General features: G+C 39.3%; 16 protein-coding genes. 4 read left to right on the forward strand and 12 right to left on the reverse strand.

Annotated elements, in window-relative coordinates:
- Positions 1-100 precede the first annotated feature (100 nt).
- The 3 genes from EHR07_RS10120 to EHR07_RS19260 are packed head-to-tail and all read right to left on the reverse strand — an operon-like array spanning position 101 to position 3,551.
- A complete protein-coding gene (locus EHR07_RS10120) occupies positions 101-2,644 on the reverse strand; it encodes an ABC transporter permease (protein ID WP_135744975.1) in 2,544 nt (847 codons plus the stop codon).
- Positions 2,641-3,417, reverse strand: coding sequence for an ABC transporter ATP-binding protein (locus EHR07_RS10125; protein WP_135744976.1), 777 nt, complete (start codon positions 3,415-3,417; stop codon positions 2,641-2,643). The genes EHR07_RS10120 and EHR07_RS10125 overlap by 4 nt, the downstream gene beginning before the upstream one ends.
- Positions 3,417-3,551 carry a hypothetical protein gene (locus EHR07_RS19260; protein WP_275067012.1) on the reverse strand — a complete coding sequence of 45 codons (135 nt, stop codon included), beginning with the start codon at positions 3,549-3,551 and terminating at the stop codon, positions 3,417-3,419. The genes EHR07_RS10125 and EHR07_RS19260 overlap by 1 nt, the downstream gene beginning before the upstream one ends.
- Positions 3,552-3,970: 419 nt before the next feature.
- On the opposite strand from EHR07_RS19260, the gene leuS reads away from it, so the two are divergent.
- Positions 3,971-6,574: a leucine--tRNA ligase gene (leuS, locus tag EHR07_RS10135; RefSeq protein ID WP_135744977.1), complete on the forward strand. Its 2,604-nt coding sequence runs from the start codon at positions 3,971-3,973 to the stop codon at positions 6,572-6,574.
- A 4-nt stretch (positions 6,575-6,578) separates the two neighbouring features.
- On the opposite strand, the gene EHR07_RS10140 is transcribed toward leuS, so the two are convergent.
- Genes EHR07_RS10140 through thrC form a run of 3 tightly spaced genes read right to left on the reverse strand, consistent with a single transcriptional unit; the run spans position 6,579 to position 9,849 of the window.
- Positions 6,579-7,739 (reverse strand): LIC10486 family protein, encoded by a 1,161-nt coding sequence (locus tag EHR07_RS10140; RefSeq protein WP_135744978.1) that lies wholly within the window; start codon positions 7,737-7,739, stop codon positions 6,579-6,581.
- Positions 7,739-8,449, reverse strand: coding sequence for a hypothetical protein (locus EHR07_RS10145; protein WP_135744979.1), 711 nt, complete (start codon positions 8,447-8,449; stop codon positions 7,739-7,741). The genes EHR07_RS10140 and EHR07_RS10145 overlap by 1 nt, the downstream gene beginning before the upstream one ends.
- A gap of 53 nt (positions 8,450-8,502) precedes the next feature.
- Positions 8,503-9,849, reverse strand: coding sequence for a threonine synthase (gene thrC, locus EHR07_RS10150; protein ID WP_135744980.1), 1,347 nt, complete (start codon positions 9,847-9,849; stop codon positions 8,503-8,505).
- Between the two features lie 95 nt (positions 9,850-9,944).
- Between thrC and lepB the strand changes: the two genes are divergently transcribed.
- The 3 genes from lepB to EHR07_RS10165 are packed head-to-tail and all read left to right on the forward strand — an operon-like array spanning position 9,945 to position 14,263.
- Positions 9,945-10,544, forward strand: a complete 600-nt coding sequence (gene lepB / locus EHR07_RS10155) for a signal peptidase I (protein ID WP_238734719.1) — start codon at positions 9,945-9,947, stop codon at positions 10,542-10,544.
- Positions 10,545-10,546: 2 nt separating this feature from the next.
- Entirely contained in the window at positions 10,547-12,358 is a 1,812-nt protein-coding gene (locus EHR07_RS10160; protein WP_135744982.1) for a penicillin-binding protein, read from the forward strand.
- Positions 12,359-14,263 carry a motility associated factor glycosyltransferase family protein gene (locus EHR07_RS10165; protein ID WP_135744983.1) on the forward strand — a complete coding sequence of 635 codons (1,905 nt, stop codon included), beginning with the start codon at positions 12,359-12,361 and terminating at the stop codon, positions 14,261-14,263. It begins immediately after the preceding gene.
- Here the strand turns inward: EHR07_RS10165 and EHR07_RS10170 are convergent, their stop codons facing one another.
- The 6 genes from EHR07_RS10170 to EHR07_RS10195 form a co-directional block, all read right to left on the reverse strand.
- On the reverse strand, positions 14,264-15,325 hold the full coding sequence (locus EHR07_RS10170) for an OmpA family protein (RefSeq protein ID WP_135744984.1): 1,062 nt from the start codon (positions 15,323-15,325) through the stop codon (positions 14,264-14,266).
- 62 nt (positions 15,326-15,387) lie between these two features.
- The gene (locus tag EHR07_RS10175; RefSeq protein ID WP_135744985.1) at positions 15,388-16,884 is read right to left on the reverse strand and encodes a sigma 54-interacting transcriptional regulator; all 1,497 of its coding nucleotides are present in this window, start codon (positions 16,882-16,884) and stop codon (positions 15,388-15,390) included.
- A gap of 4 nt (positions 16,885-16,888) precedes the next feature.
- The gene (prfB, locus tag EHR07_RS10180) at positions 16,889-18,016 is read right to left on the reverse strand and encodes a peptide chain release factor 2 (RefSeq protein ID WP_135744986.1); all 1,128 of its coding nucleotides are present in this window, start codon (positions 18,014-18,016) and stop codon (positions 16,889-16,891) included.
- Positions 18,017-18,041: 25 nt separating this feature from the next.
- Positions 18,042-18,881 (reverse strand): hypothetical protein, encoded by an 840-nt coding sequence (locus EHR07_RS10185; protein WP_135744987.1) that lies wholly within the window; start codon positions 18,879-18,881, stop codon positions 18,042-18,044.
- Entirely contained in the window at positions 18,881-20,158 is a 1,278-nt protein-coding gene (gene purD, locus EHR07_RS10190) for a phosphoribosylamine--glycine ligase (protein ID WP_135744988.1), read from the reverse strand. Before purD ends, EHR07_RS10185 begins: the two co-directional genes overlap by 1 nt.
- Positions 20,148-22,832, reverse strand: coding sequence for a valine--tRNA ligase (locus EHR07_RS10195; RefSeq protein ID WP_135744989.1), 2,685 nt, complete (start codon positions 22,830-22,832; stop codon positions 20,148-20,150). Before EHR07_RS10195 ends, purD begins: the two co-directional genes overlap by 11 nt.
- Between the last annotated feature and the right edge of the window lie 82 nt (positions 22,833-22,914).

A 22,914-nucleotide genomic window follows, 5' to 3' on the forward strand; every position in this document is an offset into this window, starting at 1 on the left:
TTAAACTATAGAAAAAAATGTTTCTTAAGTTAAATTCTCTTCAATGGATTACGCAAGAATGCATAGAGAAAGGATCTAATTTCTAAATCCAATCTTCTCTTTATTTGATTTCTTTTAGAACCGTCTTCGTTGGCATTCGAAAGAAACTAAAAAGTCCTAAACCATACAAACTCACAGTCACTAAACAAATTCCAAAAAATACCAAACTCAGTTGTCCATAAGGATACACACTTCTCAGCTCCAAAACGGAACGATTGAGAACTTCATTCGATACAACGGAATAAACAAGTCCTAGTAAAAATGAAATCACAGAAACAAGTAAGGCTTCACGCAGGAAATGTTTTACCATAAAACGACTGTTTGCTCCAATGACTCGCAAAAGGGCAAACTCCCGTTTTCTTTCGGATTGGCTGGCATATAAGGTTGTAAATACGAGAACAAAGGAAGCAGCTAAAATAAAAGCAGTCATAAGTGCCATCATCTGCGTCACTTTTTCCAAAATTCCCATAAAGGCTTGGATAGTTTTTTCTGTGTCAATGACTGTGATGTTCGGAAATCGGTTTACGATGACCTTTTGCAATTGGTATCTACTTTCCCCAGAATCAATAAGTAAGGAAACGATATAAAAGCGCGGAGCCTTTTCCAAAATTCCTCTGGAAAATAGAACTACAAAGTTTGGTTTCATATCGGCCCAATTCACCGAACGTAAATTAGAGATTTTTCCAGAAACTTCACGGCCTTGGACATTAAAGGTCAGTTCATCGCCCACTCCCGCCTGCAAATATCCAGCAAAATCCCTTTCTACGGAGATTTCATTGCGCCCTGCATTGTCCCACCAGGAACCTTTGGTCACTTCTTCTGTATCATACATCTCATCCCGATAGGACAAAAAGTATTCCCGAGTCCGTGCGGTGGCGCGCCAATTCCGATCCATTGCGTTTTTGATGGTATCTTCTTTTTTGATGGGTTCGCCATTCACTTTGGAAAGTCTTGCTCCAATCACTGGAGCCAAAAATTGTTTCTCCACAGGAAATTCTTTAATCGCCGTTAGAAGGTCCTCTTTCTGAGTTTCTCGGATGTCCAATAAAAACATATTGGGCCTACGTTCGATCTCACGGGCCCCACTCAGTTCCAACAAACTTTCTTGTAATATGAGTGATAAGGTGAGGATAAAAAGCGCCGATCCAAGTCCTATGATGGAAAGCCTAAGGGCTCCCGACTTACGTGTGACTTTTTTTGTCACAAGGCTCCATTCTTTGGATAACCAACCCCATTTTGATATTTTTGTGATAAGAAACCCAAGGAAGATGTACAATCCGTACACAAGAACTGGTAAGGTTAACAATACCAATGTAAACAAAATTCCTTTAAAGATACTTTCTGTTTCGAGGACAGCAAGACTCGTAAACAAAAGATAAATCAAAAGGAAAGATCCAAATTGCCATTTGGATGTGGAAAGTTTTCCACTGGTTTGTGATTCCACTTCTTTTAAAGCAGCCAGTGGTTTCACAGATCTTGTTTCTAAGACAAGGGGAATGGAGATAAGGAGTGGTAATACAACTCCAAGCACCAAACTCCAAAGGAGAGAAGAAAAAGAGAATCCTAAAACAATACCTGATTCAACAGACATAAGACCACTGATATCCGGTAAGATGGATTGGATTCCATACCCAAGGACTAACCCAAGAGTGGTTCCGAAAATCGAAAGAATTAAAATTTCAGCAAAAACCAAAAGTAAAATGGCATTTGGTTTGGCACCAAGACACATAAGGATCGCAATTTCATTTCGTTTTTCAAGTAACCGAGTGCGAACGGCTGTATAAACAGAAATGGCTCCTAAAAAGAATCCTGCCAAGGCAAGAAGTGCCATATAATCAAATGTGTTTTTGATAAACTGTTGGGATCCCGAATTGACTTCTGTATTGTGATAGATGGTTAAATCTTCTTTGATGAGAGCTTCAAACTCTTTGTCCTTCCAACCCAAACTGTCAATGTTATCTGGAAATTTCGCATAGATTGTATAACGAATCCGACTGCCTCGTTGCACAAGTCCTGTTTTGTTGGCAGTATCTCGCAAAATGATGGAACCGGGAGCAGATCCTACGAATGAACCCACAGCACCCGGTTCTTTTACCACAACACCAGCTAATACAAGTAAACTATCGCCCAAACGAACACGGTCGCCGATTTTGAGTTTTAAATTTTCTACGAGCGATTTATCGAGTAAAACTTGGTTTGGTTTTAGATTGCGATAAGCAGCTTCTGGTTCGGTTTTCATTTCCCCGTAGAAAGGGTAATTGGTTTCTACCGCTTTGACAAAACTAAGAGAGTTTTCTTCCCCCGATTCATTGGAAATCATGGATAAAAATTGGATGGAGGCACTGGTCTCGGAACCCTTTGGTAGGCTTGTATTTACCAAATTTTCTGCTGTTTTTGTGATTTCTTGGGGGGATTGGAGGGCAATATCGGCCCCCATAATTGATTTTGCCTCTTTTTTAATGGCATTTGCCGTATTGTCTTTGTAGGAATGGATTCCAATCACAGATCCCACACCAAGGGTGATGGATACAACGATAAGCAGTGAATACCGAAACCGAGAAAAGAGCTCACGTTTCAGGTAAAATCGAAACAAAGATGCTTTCATCGACGCACCTGCTTAGAAGTAACTTTCGTTTTTTTTTGTTTGGTGGTATTTTTTGCAGTCAGTTTTTTGGAAGAACTAGACTTAGAAATCTTACTTTTCTTTGAATCCGAAATAATTTCCCCATCTTTCATCTCCAAAACACGATCGGCCAGTTTTGCCACATCAGGATCATGTGTGACCACAACAAGAGTGGTGCCTTGTTCTTTGTTTCTATATAATAAAAGATCTAAAACAGTTTTACTATTTTTAAAATCCAAATTGGCAGTTGGTTCATCTGCAAAAATAATCTTTGGATCGTTCACAAAACTCCTAGCGATAGCGATTCTTTGTTCTTCACCACCTGACAACTGTTTTGGGAAGTGAGTGGCTCTGTGAGACATAGCCACAGATTCCAATATTTTTTCTGATTTTTTTAAAATTTCTGTCTCAGAGAGTGACGATTTTAAGTACAATGGAATCCCTACATTCTCAATGGCATTTAGGCCTGGAAGTAATTGGAAGTTTTGAAAGATAAAACCAATTTTGTCTGCACGTAAATCAGCTAAATTAGATTCATTTTCCTTTGTTACATCGGTTCCATCCAGTGCCACAACCCCTGAATCTGGTTTATCTAGACCGGCTGCTACACCAAGTAGTGTTGATTTACCTGAACCAGATGGGCCTATAATCGCTACAAATTCACCCGTTTCAATGCGAAATGAAATATTTTTCAACACATCAATCGTTTCCGATTCATTGTGAAATGATTTGAACACATTTTTAAATTCCAACACTAGGTTTTTCCCCCAAAGATTTTATCGCCTAACAAAATACACATGACTAATAACGGGCATTTACCAGAAAAAATACCACCTAACAATGATTTTTCAATTTTTTCCATAACAGTTATATTTTTTTTAATTTTCATTTTCGTTCCAACTATATTGCACCGATTAGAAAAAATTCTGACAAATTTTTACTTATCTTTTTGAGCGTACATCCTAATTTTTTTTGACCCCAAAGGGCGGGTTTCATATAAAGTAACTTCATCGTAGTGTTTGCCCGATCCCCTTTTTTGGGATTTTTCGGAAGTTATGAACAGCACTGTCGATAAGCGGACTCATACAGGTAAATATAGAATGCTCGAATGCAATACAAAGATAAATACTGCAGACTTTATGAATGTGAAAATCAACAATCTTAAACCTTGTGCGGAATGTGGATCCGTCACTAACCTTTATCAGTACAATCTCTGTAAAGTTTGTCTCTCCAAGAGTTTCAAAAAGCTTGTAAAAATCATCGACTCCGTGAGAAAGTAGAATTACTACACTTTCTCTACGTTAGTCGATGAATTATCCATTCCAAGATATTGAACAAAAATGGCAAAAACACTGGGACGACCACCAGACCTTTCGCACAAACGCCCACTCAACTAAACCTAAATACTATTGTTTAGACATGTTTCCCTACCCAAGTGGCGCTGGCCTACACGTAGGCCACCCTGAGGGATACACAGCTACCGACATCATTTCACGACTCAAACGAATGGAAGGATTTGAAGTCCTCCATCCTATGGGTTGGGACGCTTTTGGTCTACCCGCAGAACGATATGCGATGACAACTGGAGTCCACCCTCGCACCACAACAAAGAACAATATTGATACTTTCCGTCGCCAAATCAAAAGCCTTGGGCTTTCGTATGACTGGGAAAGAGAAATCTCCACAACACATCCTGACTATTACCGTTGGACCCAGTGGATTTTTTTGCAAATTTACAATTCCTATTTTGACAGAAAGTTAAACAAAGCACTCCCCATTACAGAACTAATTCAAACCTTCGAAAGAGAAGGATCCGTGTTTTTTGAAGGAAAAGAACTCCCAAAAGGAATTCAGTTCTCTGCTGCTGATTGGAAGGCCAAATCCCGCAAAGAAAAAGAAGATATTTTATCCCATTTCCGCTTAGTGTATGAGGCCAATATCCCCGTCAACTGGTGTGAGGCACTGGGAACTGTTCTTGCCAATGAAGAAGTGGAAGAATGGACCTCCAAAGGGTATTCTGTGGAAAGAAAACCCATGCGCCAATATATGATGCGTATCACAGCTTACGCCGAACGTTTGCTAAATGATCTTGCTCTTTGTGAATGGCCGACTTCCACTTTGGAAATGCAAAGAAACTGGATTGGAAAATCCGAAGGATTGGAACTTAGTTTCCATGTTCCGCGCGTTTCCAAAGACATCACTGTTTATACAACAAGACCTGATACGATTTTTGGTGCTACTTACCTTGTCCTTGCTCCAGAACATCCACTTGTGGCAGAGCTTACCACGGCAGAACAAAAATCCGCAGTCGAAAAATACCAAAAAGATTGTTCTTTAAAAAGTGATTTAGAAAGAACCGAACTCAATAAAGATAAAACTGGAGTTTTTACGGGATCTTATGCAAGTTTGCCAACAGATTCCACGATTCAAGTTCCGATTTATATTTCCGATTATGTTTTAATTTCTTATGGAACCGGTGCCATTATGGCCGTTCCTGCCCATGACCAAAGAGACTACGATTTTGCTGTGAAGTTCCAACTTCCCATCAAACAAGTGATCGATGGAAAAATGGAACCGAACCTTGCTTTTGATTCAAAAGAATCGGTTTGTATTAACTCTACTTCCACAGAAGTTAAGTTAGATGGTAAATCTTACAAAGATGCCTTCCAAACGATGACGACTTGGGCCGAAGGAAAAGGAATTGGTCGTAAAAAAATCCAATTCAAACTCAGGGATTGGCTTTTTGCAAGACAAAGGTATTGGGGGGAACCCATTCCGCTCGTTCACTTTGCTGATGGAACTCCGAAAGCCCTCTCTGAATCAGAACTTCCTTTAGTACTCCCTGACTTAGAAGAATTCAAACCTTCGGGAACTGGCGAGTCTCCACTTGCTTTAGCTAAAGATTGGCTAGTATATACAGATCCTGAAACAGGTGAAGTGGGAAAAAGAGAAACCAATACCATGCCGCAGTGGGCCGGCTCTTGTTATTATTACTTACGTTATATCGACCCAAGAAACAACGAGAAACTCATTGATCCAGAACTCGAAAAAGCTTGGATGCCAGTCGAAGTGTATGTAGGTGGGGCAGAACATGCAGTATTACACTTGTTATACTCTAGGTTCTGGCATAAAATTCTTTTTGATTTGGGTCACGTTTCTTCTCCAGAACCTTTCCAAAAACTAGTCCACCAAGGACTCATTCTTGGGGAAGACAAAGGAAAAATGTCTAAGTCCAGGGGAAACGTAGTCAACCCTGATGATGTGGTTTCAGAATTTGGTGCCGACACACTTCGCCTTTTTGAAATGTTTATGGGTCCGTTTGAGATGTCCAAACCTTGGAGTAAAAACGGAGTGGATGGGGTCTTTCGATTTTTAAATCGAGTTTGGAGACTCTTTCATTCAGGGGAAAACGAATCTTTCTTTGTGGAAGATATCGAACCAAATGAAGCAGAACTCAAAACACTTCATCGTACAATTAAAAAAGTAAAAGACGATATCGATAGTTTCTCTTTCAACACAGCCGTATCACAAATGATGATTTTTGTGAATGAATTCACAAGTAATCCTAGAAAACCCAGAAAAGTTTTTGAACCGTTTGTTCTCGCACTCTCCCCTTTTGCCCCACACTTAGCCGAAGAACTTTGGGAAAAACTTGGTCATAAAGAATCACTCGCTTACCATCCATATCCAAAATGGGAAGAGAAGTATTTGGTAGATGCCAATATTACGATTGTGGTGCAAGTGAATGGAAAGATGCGAGGAGAGTTCCTTGCCCCTCGTGACATAGAAGAAAAAGAAGTTTTGTCTCTTGCCAAAGCCGTAGAAAAGGCAAAACCATTTTGGGAAGGTAAAGAAATCAAAAAAGAAATCTATGTAAAAGGGAAACTTGTAAATATTGTAGTGGCTGGGTGATCTCTTACAAGATCACCATCACAAATATCAATACTCCAAAAAGTACAATCGTCACAAAAGCACCCATTAACATAAATAAGTTGGTTCCCGATGATTTTGAATCTTGGGCCTGTGCATTTCCGACTTTTTTCTTAGTGTTTTGACCCGCAGGTCCTTTGTTTGTTCCACCTGTCATAGCTGTCGGTTTTGGAATGGCAACTTTTACAGGGTGTTCTTCTATAGAATGCAGTAAATACCTGTTGGGGCCTTCGGCAAAAATATGATATTCTGATTTGTTTCCAGCAATCCCTAAAAATTTACCAACGACTGGGTCTTTAGAAATTTTTCCTTCTTCATCAATGAGTCCAAGGATTTGTGCATTAGTTAGTCCTTCTGGAGTTTCTGTAGGTACTCGGAATAAAATTTCCATACCTTCCATTAAGTTATCAAACTCTACACCATTGATTGGGGAAATCACCGTTTTCATATTCAATTCTTTTGGGAAGGAAGTTCTATATTGCGCGATTTGACGTTCTAATGAAGAGAGTTCACCCTTTGCTGGTTCGGTGGAAATTCCAGGAACAGAAACTTCTTGTGCCGCAGCGGCTTCATCTTCAGGTTTCGGAATGGGTAAAATCACACCCTTCATTGGGTTTTCATATCGAAACTTTGCAGTGGATAATTTGTCCACCTCTGCTTGAAGTTTTATATTTCTACCTTTGGTAGCCATAAGGATTGGGTTTTCCAAAAGTTCAGAAATATGAGAAGGATCTTTTTTTTGCCAAAGTGGAAGAAGTTCTTCTAACTTCTCTTTGGTGAATGCTCGGTGAACGGCACGTCCGATATTTTCAGAAATCGCAGGATCATAACCGCCAGATTTTCCAATATCCCCTAAGTCCGTGGAGATTTGCACATGGTCGGCAAAGGTACGAATCCTTCGAAAGGTGGGAGAAGTTCCTACGACAGCATACAATTCCATGATATGTTTTCGAATGGAAGAAACTAGAATGAGAACCATTCCGTTCAAACTGTCCAAATCGATTTTCACTTTTACAAGATAACCATCTGTAATTTTGCCTTGAAGAACTTCCTTGGCTTGTTCATCCGTAAATACGGCTTCTCTTGTCAGACCCATAAGGTCGGCTTGTCGTTTGAGTTGGTCAGCTTTTGAGTTTAATTCGGACATTATTCTATAAACAATTGTTCTTGTGTCTCAGCAGATTTAGGTAATCCACTTAAATGTACTTCCACACGCGCCACTGTTTCCTTTTTCCTTTCTGATGAATATATAGAGAGCAATCGACGATCAAAGCCAGACTGAGACAATAATATTTCTACCATTGTGATTCCCATCCCTGCTCCTTCCGTACTATCACCGTGTTCCATAAAGAACTCGAATAGATTATCATACTTTTTCGCATTAATAAACTTTTCTTTTACTCGTTCGGCCTCAACAGGCAATAATGGGAAATTATTTCTTATTTCCAGGTCGATTTTATCCTTTTTATAAATACAAGTGATCTTTACATAAAGTCCAGATTCCCTCATTTTCTTTTTATAAGAAGGAAACTTTCTTTCATTCAAACTAGATTTAAAAAATCTCATTCCCTCTTCATAATCTTTCAAATTTTGAATGTTGAGTTTGAGTTCTTCAAAAATGATTCGTTTGATTGCCGCTTTGGTTGAATTGACAATGAGTTCCTTAGCAGCGGTATAAAAGAGTTCCATCAAGTCTTCACGACCAAGAGAACTCAAAATACGGTACAGAATGTATTTTAGTTTTGCCTCACCAATATCCCCCATCACATAAGTGATCATAGAGATCTTTTTTCCCAACTCCACAGCATGATCCACAGAGGAGAAAAACTGGGGAGTTAGTTGGATCTCTTGAGACATACCGGTAAACTGAAAAAATTTGCCAACATGTAGGGGATTTGTCTAGCGAATTATCATTTCTTCAGTTGTTTACCTAGGATTTCCATCACTCCACTTAAGTTCGGTTTACAAGTTTGGATTCGGTTTTTGAGTCTCTCATCGATGTTAGGGATTTTCCCTTCATGAAATGCGAGTTTGAATTCAGTAAACTTGAGTCCATTCGCTGTGGAGATCACGACCACCGACTCACCTTTCCCCACCACACCTGATTCTACCGATTTCAAAAGTGCAGCAAGAGCCACACCAGTGTGAGGATCATTATACAATCCGTATAAATCACCACGTGCGGCGGCATTGGCCAACTCTTCTTCTGTGGCAACTTCCACAACCCCATTGAACTTCTTTAAAACACGGATGGCTTTTTTGACAGAAACAGGATCTCCGATTTGGATCGCAGAGGCTAAAGTTTTTTCCGCAGTCACAGGAGAAAAGTCCGCAAAACCTTTCTTAAACGATTCATACAGCGGACTTGCATTTTTTGCTTGTGCCAAAATAATTCTTGGTAGTTTGTCAATGAGTCCAAGTTCCAACATCATTTCAAATCCCATTCCGAGGGCCGAAACATTTCCTAAATTTCCCCCAGGAATCACAATCCAATCCGGAACTTTCCAACCTAACTGTTGTGTGATCTCAATCGAAATGGTTTTTTGCCCTTCGATTCGCAGTGAATTCATTGAGTTTGCAAGGTATATGGATTTTTCTTTCGTGAGTTCTTTCACCACGGCCATACAACCATCAAAGTCTGTTTCGAGTGCCAAAACAAGGGCCCCATTCGAAACGGGTTGGATGAGCTGCGCCGTTGAAACTTTGTTAGCTGGAAGTAAAATGATAGAAGGAATTCCGGCTTTAGCCGCATAAGATGCGAGGGCAGCCGAGGTATCTCCTGTGGATGCGCAGGCGACCGCTTGGATGGGCACACCGTCCGCAATCATTTGTTTGACCTGGCTCACAAGAACCGTCATTCCTAAATCTTTAAAAGAGCCGGTATGCGAGACTCCGCATTGTTTGACATGAAGGCTTTTTAGTCCCAAATCTTTGGCAAACCGGGATGCGTCATACAAATGAGTAGTTCCTTCCCCTGAAGTCACAATATTTTCATCCTGAATTCCAGGAAGGACCCATTCCTTTTTCCCCCAAACGCCCGAAGCATTCGGGAATTGGCTCGAACGGAACCGAGTTTCAAATTCTGATTTCCATTCGTTTGCCGAAACTTGTTTGAGACTGTCTATATCATGTTCGACATTCAAAAGTTCCCCGCAAGCTTCGCAGGAATAAATCACTTGGTGGAGGGGATAGGTTTTGCCACAAGATTCATTGGTACAACGAAACTGTGCTCGGAATTGATATTTTGTAAGTGACATAGACTTCTCTAGGCTTCAGATTTACGGAAAGTTCCTTTTCCATTCTTGAGAAAGGGGAAAAATGCACGAATGATTTTTATCGTTTTTTGATGGATATGGAAACAGAAACACATTCTCCCCGCTGGTGGGTCAAATTCAAACGGTACACTCGCCGAGGGATTTTGCTCTTTCTTTTCCTATGTTTCCTACTATTTTTGAGAATCTTTTTATTCCAAATTTATTCCATCCAAGGAAATTCCATGTATCCAACCTTAGAACATGGGTCTGTGGTTTTTGTTTGGAAAGGTGGATTTGCCATTTCTGCCAAATTTTTTGGAACACCACTCCTTTATACAGATCCTAAAATTGAAAAGTTGGATTTGGTTTTATTTGTGAGCCAAGAGGATGAGCTTGTCGTCAAACGAGTGATAGGTTTGCCAGGAGAATTTTATTCGATTGAAGGTGGGCGTGTGCTTATCGATTCGAAAGAGTTATTAGAAAACTATCTTCCGAAAGGAACCTATACAAGTGAGCCGAGTACATCTATTTTTCTAAATCGTCATAACTCACCTTTTCTTGCCATGGACAAACAAGGAAGGATTCCACCTGATTATTATCTCCTCTTAGGTGACAACAGACAATATTCAACAGACTCCCGTTCGTTTGGACTTGTCCCTGTTGAAAAAATCAAAGGCAAAGTAATTTTCTATTTCTAACGATGACAGAATACAAACAACGTTTTAAGTATATTATTCTTTTTATTCTCTCCCTTTTTGGGATTTTACTCTTCCGTGTGATTTATCTCACATACTTCAACGATAATATCATCAATCTAAAATCAAGTAAGTATGTGCAACGTGGAACCATTTACGACAGGCGAGGGATTGAACTTGCGATTTCTCGTGAATCTGCAACCGTTGGAATTGATCCCACAAATATTTATGATCCCGAACTCACCGCACAAGAGTTAGGCCCAATTCTTGGAATTCCTTCAAACAAACTGATTGATACCATAAGAGATAAACAAAATTACTTTTTATTAAAAAGGGAAATTGAACTCTCAAAAGCAGAAAAAATCAAAGCTCTGTCTCTTCCTGGTGTTCGTGTGGAAAAAGAATACAAACGAATATATCCACAAGGAAGTTTGGCCGCAAGTTTACTAGGTTTTACTGGTTATGATGACGACAAAGCACTCTCAGGCCTTGAGATGTTATTCAATTTAGAATTGTTATCCACTCCCGATGCGGAGTCCAGTAAAGGAAACAATATCCACCTAACAATCGATAGCATTATTCAATACCGATTGGAAAAATCCTTACAAAAAGCTTTTCTCCAAACTGCATCAAAACGTGGAATCGGAATGATTATGGATACGGAAACAGGAAAAATTTTGGCGATGGCATCTTATCCAAATTTTGATCCCAACCACTTCCAAGATTTTCCATTGGAATCTCATACCAATTGGTCCATCCGCCATGTGTATGAACCTGGATCGACAATGAAAATTTTCATTGCCCTTATGTTACTGAATGAAGGAAAAATCCTCACCAATGAAAGATTCCATTGTCCCGGTTATATTGAAATTGGAAAAACCATCATTCGATGCACTGACAATCATGGTCATGTCAATTTGGATGAAATTTTACAATACTCTTGTAACGTAGGAATCATCAAAGCAGCACAAAAAATTGATGAAGCAACTTACTACAATTATATGGAAAAATTTAAGTTTGGAAAACGAACTAACTTTTCCATCCACGAAGCCAAAGGATATTTACCTCCCTTAAACAAATGGAACAAAAGTACACCTTACTTTTTATCCATAGGCCAAGGCCTTTCTGTCACACCCATCCAACTCATCACTGCTGCAGCCGCAGTTGTGAATGGTGGGATTTTATTTGAACCTTCGGTTGTCTCACAAATTACCAATTCTTATGGAGAACTGGTGCATGAGTTTTCGATTAAAAATGAACTACTCGGAATCAAAGAAGGGGCTGCCAAAAAAACATTAAATGCAATGGGGAAAGCAGTTTCGCAAGGAACAGGGAAAAAAGCCTATTTAGAAAACTACTTTATTGCGGGAAAAACGGGAACTTCACAAAAAGCAAAAGCAGGTGCGGGATACCAAGCCGGTCTTTTTACTGCGAGTTTTCTTGGTTTTTTTCCCGCAGAGAAACCAAAGTATGTGGGTCTCATTGTATTTGATGAACCAGGGGGAGAGGCCCATACGGGTGGTGGGATTGCAGCACCTGTCTTTCGTGAAGTGGTGGAAAGTATCATTCCTATTGTGGAAAAAAGTGAGAAAGCACTTGTGTATCGATTGAAGGGTGAAAGAAATAAAATTTATAAACTCGATCCCAAAGTGATGCCGGATCTTAGCGGATTTACTGCGTCCGAAACCATTCAAATTGTAAAACAACTGCAACTAGAATATAAATTGGAAGGATCTGGATTTGTGAAATCGCAAGAACCAAAAGCAGGAACTTCACTTACACCAAACTCATCTATCAAAATTGTTTTGGAACCTTAAGTGAACAAATCTAATTTAGAAAAAAATTTAGCGGCACTACCATCCCAGGTAGCAGAATCAATTCTAAATTTAGAAAATCCATCCGAGCCTACGAATTCATTAGATTCCGAATCCAATTTCTCTTACCAACTAACAAAATCTAAGACGGGAGATCCAACTTTAGAATTAGATGGAGTTTGGATCCATAGCCGGTTTGATCCCAAAAAAGAAGCAGAACGATTTGCCACAGAACTTCCTCATGACGGTAGCGAACGCATTTATTTATTGTTTGGTGCTGGCCTTGGATATATCCTTCCTTACCTCATAGAAAGAGAAAAAGTAACCATCATTTGGATGGAACCACATCAGTTTTTCATTAAGGAAGCATTTCAAATTTTTGATTTTTCCAAACCATTATTAGAAGGAAACCTAATCCTCATCACAGGAGAAGGATTAGAAGACCAACTCTCCGAGGCTGTCAAAGGAAAGGGAACTCATCCTATTAGTTTTGTTCCTCATCGCGGCTCTTGGCAATGGAGAGAATCCGATTATTTAAAACTTCGTCATACCGCCGAACAGATGTTTCACAAAAAAGATGTGAACCTTGCTACCCTCACTCGGTTTGAAAAAATCTGGGCTAAAAATATTTGTTACAATCTTCCCGAATTATCTAAATTTCGTCCTATTTCCGATCTGTTTGGAATTGCAGAAGGAATTTCTATTGTGGTTTGCGGGGCAGGTCCAAGCCTATCCGAATCCATACCGGAACTAACAAAATATAGAAACCAATTTCTTCTTCTTGCGGTAGATACAGCTCTTCCCATCCTCACCTCTTTTGGTGTTGATCCTGATTTGATTTTTTCTGTCGACCCACAGGCCTTAAATAGCCAATACTTGGAAGATTATTCTGGAGATGGGATTCTTATTTTTGATCCCACATCTACTTATTTAAGTTTACGATTAGACAAAGGACCTAACAAGGGTTTTGTGACTTCTTCTCTCTTTCCTTTGATTGGACTACTGGAAAGAACAGGTAATGGCGAAATTGGATCAGTTCCTTTTGGCGGCTCTGTTTCCACCAATGCAGCCAGTCTTGCCACACTTATGGGAGCAAAATATGTTTTTTTAGTGGGGCAAGATTTGAGTTTTACCAAAGGTCTTGCTCATTCCAAAGGAGCAGTCCTCGAAGAACGATTGAACTATTTAGAATCTAGAAAGTTTCGTAGGGAAAAACATAACTACAAACAGCTGTTTGCTTTGCCCCAAAAAAAAGTAACAGGAAACTTGGGTGAGACCTATATCACCAATGAAAAGATGTTAATCTTTAAAAAATGGTTCGAAGACCATGCCAAGGAAAATCCTTGGACCAATCTCACCAAGTTTGGTGCCAAACTAGAAGGAATCCCTCATTCCGAATTTGAAAAAGTTTTTAAGAGTGATGAAAACGAAATAAAAATCCAAATCAATTTAGTACAAACTGTTCGAAATCAAATCCATGCTCAATTGAAAACGGAAATTCCTTTTTTCGATCAAAAACAATTGGTATCAGAGATAAAGTCCACAACAGAAAGTCTATTAGATTTTGCATCCACTGTGAAACGAGGGCTTATTGTTTCAGAGCGGATTTATAACCAAATCAAATTAAACCAAATCAATCCCAAAACTTTTGCAGAAGACATCAAACAAATGGACTCAATTGATGAACAGGTTTCTGGAAAAAAAGGTTTGAATGAAATTTTAAGTTTAGGAATCCAAAGGATTATTTTAACTATCACGGAAGGTTATGATGACAATTTAACTTTGGAAGAAAAAGAAAATCCCAGGTTAGCTGTGGCAAAAAAATCTTTGTTATTGTATGAGGGATTGTATACATCCGTTCAGTCTACCAAACGGATGCTCACAAAATCGCTCTATCGAATGTTGTAACTAGTTCGGTGATTCGGCTACCGATAAAACAGTAAAATCAACCCTTCTATTTTTGATTCGCCCTGCTTCTGTAGAATTGGATTCAATTTCTGCTGTTTCACCAAACCCGCGATAGTCGAGTTGAGTCGCACTGACGCCATTTTTTACTAATTCATCAAAGATAAACTTAGCACGTTCATCAGATAGGATTTTGTTTTCATCCATCTCACCAATAAAACATGTATGTCCTTTCACTCGAACACGAATCCCAGGATAGGCCTTTAATGCTTCTGCTAAGGTTGCGATTTTATCACTCGCACTCTCTTCAGTTTGCATACTTTGTTTGATGAAACGAATTTGTAAGTCATTGATATAACGAATGGCAGAAGCTCTGGATTCAAACTGGTTCGAAACTTTCCCTGGAGACAATTCCACTCGTTCCAAAGAGCGAGTTCCCGTTTCTTGCGAAAGATTGGAATTTTGACTGGCAGTTGTAGTTTGCGATTTCGAACTACGATTGCAACTACGGATTCCAAAAATAATCAGAACAATAAAAAATACTATTATCAGACCAAGTAAAACAATTCTTCCAATTCGATTTTGTTTTGGTGTGATTTGAAATTTATTCAAAGCAACTAGTTCATTGTATTCAGGCGTTGGTGCGATTTCCTCTGGTGAGGAATCACCAAATTCATAACTATCTACATAAGGAGTGAATCCTTCATCCGAAGCCTTTACGGAACGGACTGAGCTTCGTTTAACTTTGGATTCCTTTTTTACGGATGATTTGGTCGCTGATTTTTTCTTTGCAGCAGGAACCGAGATTTTTGCTGCCCATTTACGAATTTCGGAACGAAGGTATTCATCTGCTTCGGGGCTAAACTTAAAATTGTCTCGAATGTATTTAACAGTGCGTTTTTCCACATCTGTATAATCGCCACCGTCTTTGATGGCATCAAATAAGGTTTTTGCGATGTTTTTGCCAATAGGAGCTTTGCTACGTTTGGTTGCTTTCTCAACGATTTCTAACAATTCATTATCATAATGTTTACCACTGATGGTACGGTAATAACTATCTGCCACGTGAAAGCTCCTTAGTAATCATATCGACAGAGTTGGCCAATCTATCCATTCTTTTCTGGACTTTAGGAGTTGAATCCGTCCAGAAATTGGTTATTTTTAATCTTATACTGTAAAGAACCACGGCTAATTCCCAAAAGTTTGGCTGCTTCTTCCTGTGTGGAGACACGTTGGAAGGCCTCTTTGATCCAAATAGCCTCTAACTTTTCAATGGCTATATTGAGAGAAAGATTTTCAGAAGGAGAAAGTATCTCTGTTCCTACTCCAAAATTTTGAACTTTGGGTGAAACTTCCGATTCCCTTTTCCCATCTTGCAGAAATGAATGAGGTTCCAAAACCGATTCCGGTGGGACAAGAACCGCATATTGAATCACACTTTGTAATTGTCTAACATTCCCACTCCAAGGCATTCCTGTAAGTGCTTTTAATGCTTCTGTTGAAAAAGTTTTATTCCTTCCATACTGTTTGTTATATTGGTATAAAAAGTGATGTGCCAAAAGAGGAACATCTCCTCTTCTTTCTCGAAGTGGAGGCACACGCAATGGAACCTCCGCTAGGCGGTAATACAAGTCCATAGAAAAAGTTTCTTTTTGGATATCTTCTAATAAATCTCTTTTGCTACCTGTAAAAATCCGAATATTTAAAACTTCGTCCTTCTTTTTGGTCGAAGGATTCGGCATCGTTTTATCCCTTAAGGTATGAAAGAGCCTTGTTTGTAAATTGGTTGGTAAATCCCCAATGGATTCAATGTATAAGGAACCCCCGTTGGTTTGTTCCAATTTTCCTGGATTAAAAATTTTTCCACTTTGGGATCCAAATAACTCAGCTTCCAATAATTCATAACTAAGTCCCGAACAATCTACAGTCAGGAAAGGACCATTTTTTCTTTGAGAAATATAATGTAAGGCTTTGGCGACTAGTTTTTTACCAGCCCCTTCTTCTCCAATGATCATCACCGAAGTATCGGAGGGCCCCACTTGACGAATCCTATGTTTTAAAAATAAAATACTCGGATCATAACCAAGAATTTCTTCAACAGGATCTTCTTCTCTTTTGGATTTTTCAAAAGCTTCTTTGGCTATTCGTTCTTCCAAAATAACAATTGTTAATTGAGAAGCAAATAGTGTGGCTTGGTTAATGATATCGGATGAGAAAAAATTTACCTTATCCGATTCTAAGTTTAAAACTCCAACTGTCGAATCTCTTGTTAACAGAGGGATGGCAAGTTCCGAACGAACCGTTTCAATGAGTTTTACATAGTCTTTATCTAAAGTTACATCGGGAACATAGATAATTTCTCTAGTGGAAGCCGCGCGACCCGTAACACCCAAGTTGAATGGAAGTTTGGCAGCAATTTTTTTCTCCCAATCCATCCCTTTTGCGGCCACAATGGTGAGGACTTTTTCTTCCTGGTCCATAATCGAAATACTACCGGTAGAAGCTCCAAACAAAGTCAGAGTCATATCCAAAATGAAATTCAATCGATCCGTAATATTCGGAAGTTGTTGAATTTCTTTTTGGATTTTCCTTAGAGTACCGGAAATATCCTGTTTTACAGACATTTGGTTATACTTTTGCGTTTGCCTTTTGGTTTGTCAGGTATTTTAAGTAAGCAATGATAAAATCTTCTAAGTCTCCATCCATCACTGCGTGGACGTTTCCAGTTTCAAAATCGGTTCTATGGTCTTTTACCAAATTGTATGGATGGAACACATAACTTCGAATTTGCGATCCCCAAGAGATATCACGTTTTTCACCCGCTTTTTTAGCGTTTTCTTCTTCCGCTTTTTGTTTTTCCATTTCATACAAACGAGCACGAAGCATCTTCATCGCCGTGTCACGGTTTTTGATTTGGGACCGTTCCATCTGGCATGAGACCACAACACCTGTAGGGATATGTGTGATTCGCACAGCAGAGTCTGTTGTGTTGACGTGCTGTCCCCCAGCACCAGAAGAACGATACACATCCACACGAAGGTCTTTTTCTTCAATGTTCACTTGGATGTCATCATCGACTTCCGGTGTTACATAGACAGAAGCAAAGGATGTATGTCGTCTTTTATTAGAATCAAAAGGAGAGATCCGAACAAGTCTATGGACTCCGGATTCACATTTTAAATAACCAAAGGGATGGTCCCCTTGGATGTATAACGTAGCATTTTTGATACCTGCAGTTTCGCCTGGTTGGTAATCCACAAGTTCCGCACGATACCCTTTTTGTTCACAAAACCTTGTGTACATTCGCAGTAACATATCTGCCCAGTCTTGGGATTCTGTTCCACCAGCCCCTGGATGGATATTGATAAAAGCAGCTTTGCCATCATCTTTGCCGGCAAGGGCATCTAACATTTGCAAGTTTTCGAATGTTTCAAACATGCGATCAAAATCATCGTTTAATGATTTTAAACCTGCCTCACCCATTTCTTCGGATGTGAGTTCAATCAAATCAGGAAAATCGAGAAGTTCCTTTTTTAAATCCAACCAAGGATCTAACTTCAGTTGTAACTCGTTTCGTTTTTGAGTGACTGTTTTTGCTTGGTCAGGTGAATCCCATAACTTGGGATCGTTTGCTTTTTCAATGAGTGAGGATAAACGGTCATAGTCTTCTTGGAAATTTTGTGCCGTCCAATAGGATTGGAAAGTCTCAATCATTTCTGATGTTTGTTTTTTTAAGTCTTTAAGTGATCTATCCATAATGCGTAAATCCGAAGTGGAAGTTTTAAAATAGAGAATCTTTACGAAGTCGTTCCACTTCCCATTGGAATGTAGTTTCTCTGAGTTGCGGAGTATTTCCTTCTACAGTTCCCACAAGAGAATAACTTGATTCTTTTCCGTAAGTATCAGGTAAACGTTTGAGTATGAATTTACCTGATTTAATGAGTTCAATGACATGGAGTAAAAAAGGATCCTTTTCTTTTCGACTCATCTCTTCCATAGAATAATAAAAAGTAGAAAGACCTTTATAAAACCAATCGATGTATTCGTTTTTACCTTTGGGCCAAATTTGTTCCAAACGAATTTCCGATTCTTGGACAAGCGACTTACCAAGAAAAGGTTTTTGCAAAACACGACACTGGGAATAAATTTCAAAATTTAAATCCCGGTCTCCACCCTTTTCAAAATCCACACCGATCCAACGAATCCAAGATTTTTTTTCTTTGATGGATAAAGCAGGTATCAGTGCAAACAAATAACCTTGGTCTTTGAATATCCTTTCATGAGCCAGATGTTCTAAAATTTCCATCGGGATCATATAGTGGCCTTTAGCCCATTCAATCACATAAGGAATGGATTCCAATTGCAAGTATTCCGGTGGAGTTTCCGAACGAATGATATCACCAAACTGAGTTAAGATAAAAATAAAAGATAACAACTCCTGACGACTAAGACCCGAAAGCACACTTACAGATCCACTTAAGTTTTGAAGCGCACGGCGAATCATAAGATGTTGTTGGAGTTGGGTTTGATTTTCAGACAAAATAATCCCTAGATGTTTTTCAAAATTGCGAAGGCTAACACGTTCACAATTTTTAAAATTACCAGAGATACTAAATGGCATTAGAGAGCACGCCTTCCTATGTCTTTTCTATAAAATGTATCTGGTGCTTTGATTTTCCCTAAAAACGCATAACAATCATAAATGGCATCTTTTAGAGAATTTCCAAAAGAAGTGATTCCGAGAATTCGTCCACCATTTGCCAAAATTTGGTTTTCTTGGCTTTTCGTTCCCGCATGGTAAACCACCACATTCCCTTCGTTTGGTGGGATCTCCAGAGGCATCCCTTTTTGTGGGGCGTCCGGATATCCTTTCGCTGCAAGCACCACAATGGCAGAGGATCCTTCTTTTAGTTTTAGATTTCTCTCAGGGAGATTTCCTACCGCTGAAGCATAAAATATAGGTAAAATATCTTCATCCAACAAACGAAGTACACATTGCGTTTCTGGATCTCCGAAACGACAATTAAACTCCACTACATTGGGGTTTCCTTCTTTGGTAATCATAAGACCAACATAAAGTAGTCCTTTATAAGGATGGCCCGAATTGCGAAATTCAGCTAACATTGGTTCAATGACGAGTTCCTTAACTTTAGATAGAACAACATCTGTCACAATCGGTGCTGGTGCATAAGCACCCATCCCCCCTGTGTTTGGACCAATGTCTCCATCATAAGCTCGTTTGTGGTCTTGGGCCGCAGGAAGGCACATATACCTTTCTCCGTCAGTGATGACAAAGAGAGATGCTTCTTCGCCTTCTAAAAAGGATTCCAAAACTACCTTGTTCCCACTTTCCCCAAACTTTGATTCTAAAAATATTTCATCTAATGCTTGTTTTACTTCCTTCATTTCGAAAGCAACAGTGACACCCTTTCCAGCAGCAAGGCCATCCGCTTTGACAACCAAGGGTAACATTTCTTTTTGGGCATAACTCCAAGCAGATTCATGATCTGTAAATACAGCAAAGGAGGCAGTAGGAACTTTGGCACGTTTCATCATTTCTTTGGCAAAGTGTTTACTTCCTTCCACTTGCGCGCAATAAGCAGAAGGTCCAAAACAAGGGATACCTATTTCAGCACACCAATCAGAGAGTCCATTGACAAGAGGATCTTCTGGGCCAACGACAACAAGGTTGGTTCCTGAAGATTTTAGATAATCAAAAAATTTGGATTTATCAGTGATGGATATATCATTTGCATCCAATAATAAATCTTTTGCAAAACCACCGTTCCCAGGAAACACCTTAAGAGATTCCAATGATTTTGATTTAGAGATAGCATCCGCTAACGCATGTTCTCTTCCGCCACTTCCAATGAGTAAAACTTTAAATTTATGATCCAATTTTTTCTAAAGCCCTTACCGTACTTTCTAGTTTCTCTTTCCAGGTATTATACTTTTCTCTTTCTTTTTCTACGACGTCCGGTTTTGCTTTTTCTAAGAACGATGGATTGTTGATTTTGTTTTCCAACTTTTCCATTTCCAATTGGATTTGTTTTTTCTCTTTTTCCAATCGTTGTTTTTCTTTTTCAAAATCAAAAATACCTTCTAAAGGAAGAAAAATTTCTCCAATCGAAAAAGCACCTACGGAATCTGTATTTTTTGCTTCATAAGAATCTAAAAATTCCAAACTCTCTGCTTTAGAAAGTTGAAGGATGGATTTAATTTCTCGTTCCATCATTTCTTTTAATTCTTTATGGCCGCACTTGATGATAACCTTACATTTTTTCTCAGGTTTAACTCCGAGTTCTGCGCGCATGTTTCGGATCTTTGTGATGATCTCTCGCACCAGTTCCATTCGAACCACAGCTGGTGCGGAATCAGAAACTCCATACGGTTTTGGAAATTCAGTTTTTGCAAGTTCGGTAGTCTCAAGTAAGGAATGAATTTCTTCCGTAATGAAAGGCATAAACGGATGGAGAAGTCCGAGTGATTTTTTTAATATACTGACAAGAACAAACCGCGCTTTCTCTTGTGATTCGGGAGTTACATTTCCATACACACGAGCTTTGGTTAATTCCAAATACCAATCACAGAACGATCCCCAAACAAAATCATAAACAGCATTTGCCATTTCGAAAAATAGATAACCGGAATAAGCTTTTTCATACTTACTAAGCATCCGATCAAACTCATTCAAAATCCAAAGGTCAGTATCTTCTAAAGAATTAAGTTCTGGTTCTTTAGCCTCGAACTCTTCCGGTAGGTTCATAAAAATAAACCGGCTTGAGTTCCAAATTTTATTACAAAAAGATCTATAACCATCTAACCGCGATTCGTCGAAAAGAATGTCCTTTCCTTCTGGTAAAACGGCTGCGAGAAAAAATCGAAACGAATCGGTTCCGTATTTAGTCATCATGTCCAAAGGATCGACTACGTTTCCAAGGGACTTACTAAACTTCTTACCATCTTTATCACGAACAAGGCCATGAATGAGAACCTTTTGAAAAGGAACATCCCCCATAAATTTGAGACCGTTCATAATCATCCGTGCCACCCAGAAGAAGATGATATCAAATCCAGTCACGAGTACGGAAGTAGGATAGTATTGTTTGAGTTCTTCCGAATTTTCAGGCCAACCAAAAACCGTGAAAGGCCAAAGCCCGGAAGAGAACCAAGTATCCAGAACGTCTTCATCTTGTTTGATGGTCTCTTTGGTTACTGAAATTCCTTTTTTAGAAAATAAAGATACCGCTTCTTCGACGGATTCAGCCACCACCATCTCACCGTTTGGTGCATAATACGCAGGAATTCTATGACCCCACCATAGTTGGCGAGAAATACACCAATCGCGGATATTTTCCATCCACTCAAAGTATGTTTTTTCCCACATTTTTGGTTGGAATTGCACCTTTCCTGATTTCACAACTTCAATAGCTGGTTTTGCAAGAGATTCAATTTTTACAAACCATTGAGTCGATAACAACGGTTCGATGACCGCACCACCTCTTTGGTTGTGACCCACACTATGGATATGGGTTTCTATTTTTTCAATATAACCATTGGCTTCTAACTCTTCCACAACTCGTTTGCGAGCTTCGAACCGGTCGAGTCCATTGTATTTACCTGTATGTTCGTTGAGAGTCCCATCCAAGTTCATAATGTTGATTGGAGTGAGTTTCAAACGAAGTCCCGCTTCATAGTCATTGATGTCATGGGCCGGAGTGATTTTCACAAGCCCCGATCCAAATTCTTTATCTACAAAGGAATCAAACAAAACGGGGATTTCTTTACCCGCAATTGGTAAAAATACAAACTTATCTTTTAAATCCGTATAACGTGCATCATCTGGGTGGGCACAAACTGCCACGTCACCAAACATGGTTTCGGGTCTTGTGGTTGCGACAACGATGTATTCCCCTTTGGTAAGGGTTTTTGGATCTTTCGATTTAAATTCTGCTTTTGGATATTTGATATGATAGAGTTTGCCTTGTTTTTCTTTATACTCTACTTCAATGTCTGAAATTGCAGTTTTCGTGACAGGACACCAATTGATGATCCGTTCACCGCGGTAAATCAATCCTTCATCATACAAACTACGAAATACTTTAATGACTGCTTTGGAAAGACCTTCATCAAACGTAAATCGTTCGCGTGACCAATCTACCGATTCACCGAGTAACCGTTGTTGCTTGGCAATCATTCCACCGGAGTGTGCTTTCCATTCCCAAACTTTTTCAATAAATCCTTCGCGAGTAAAATCAGTTCGAGACTTTCCTTCTTTTCCTAACTCACGTTCCACAACCACTTGTGTTGCGATTCCAGCGTGATCCATTCCAGGAACCCAAACTACATTTTTACCTTTTTTACGTTCGATACGAATGATGATGTCTTGGATGGTATGATTGAGTGCATGACCAATGTGTAAATTCCCTGTAACATTTGGTGGAGGGATGACGATCGAAAATGTTTCTTTGCGAGAAGAGTCAGGCGCGAAGGTTTTTTTTTCTTCCCAGGTTTTTATCCATTTGGGCTCTACAGATTCGGGATCGTAACGGTCAGGTAGCTGTGATTTCATAGGGTCTTTGGATTTCTTGCACTTTACTATGTTTCGTAAAGAGTTTAGGGGTCAAGGATGAAACAGCAACCAAGGTTCGCAT

Source organism: Leptospira bandrabouensis, from assembly GCF_004770905.1.
In the GTDB taxonomy this organism is placed as follows: domain Bacteria; phylum Spirochaetota; class Leptospiria; order Leptospirales; family Leptospiraceae; genus Leptospira_A; species Leptospira_A bandrabouensis.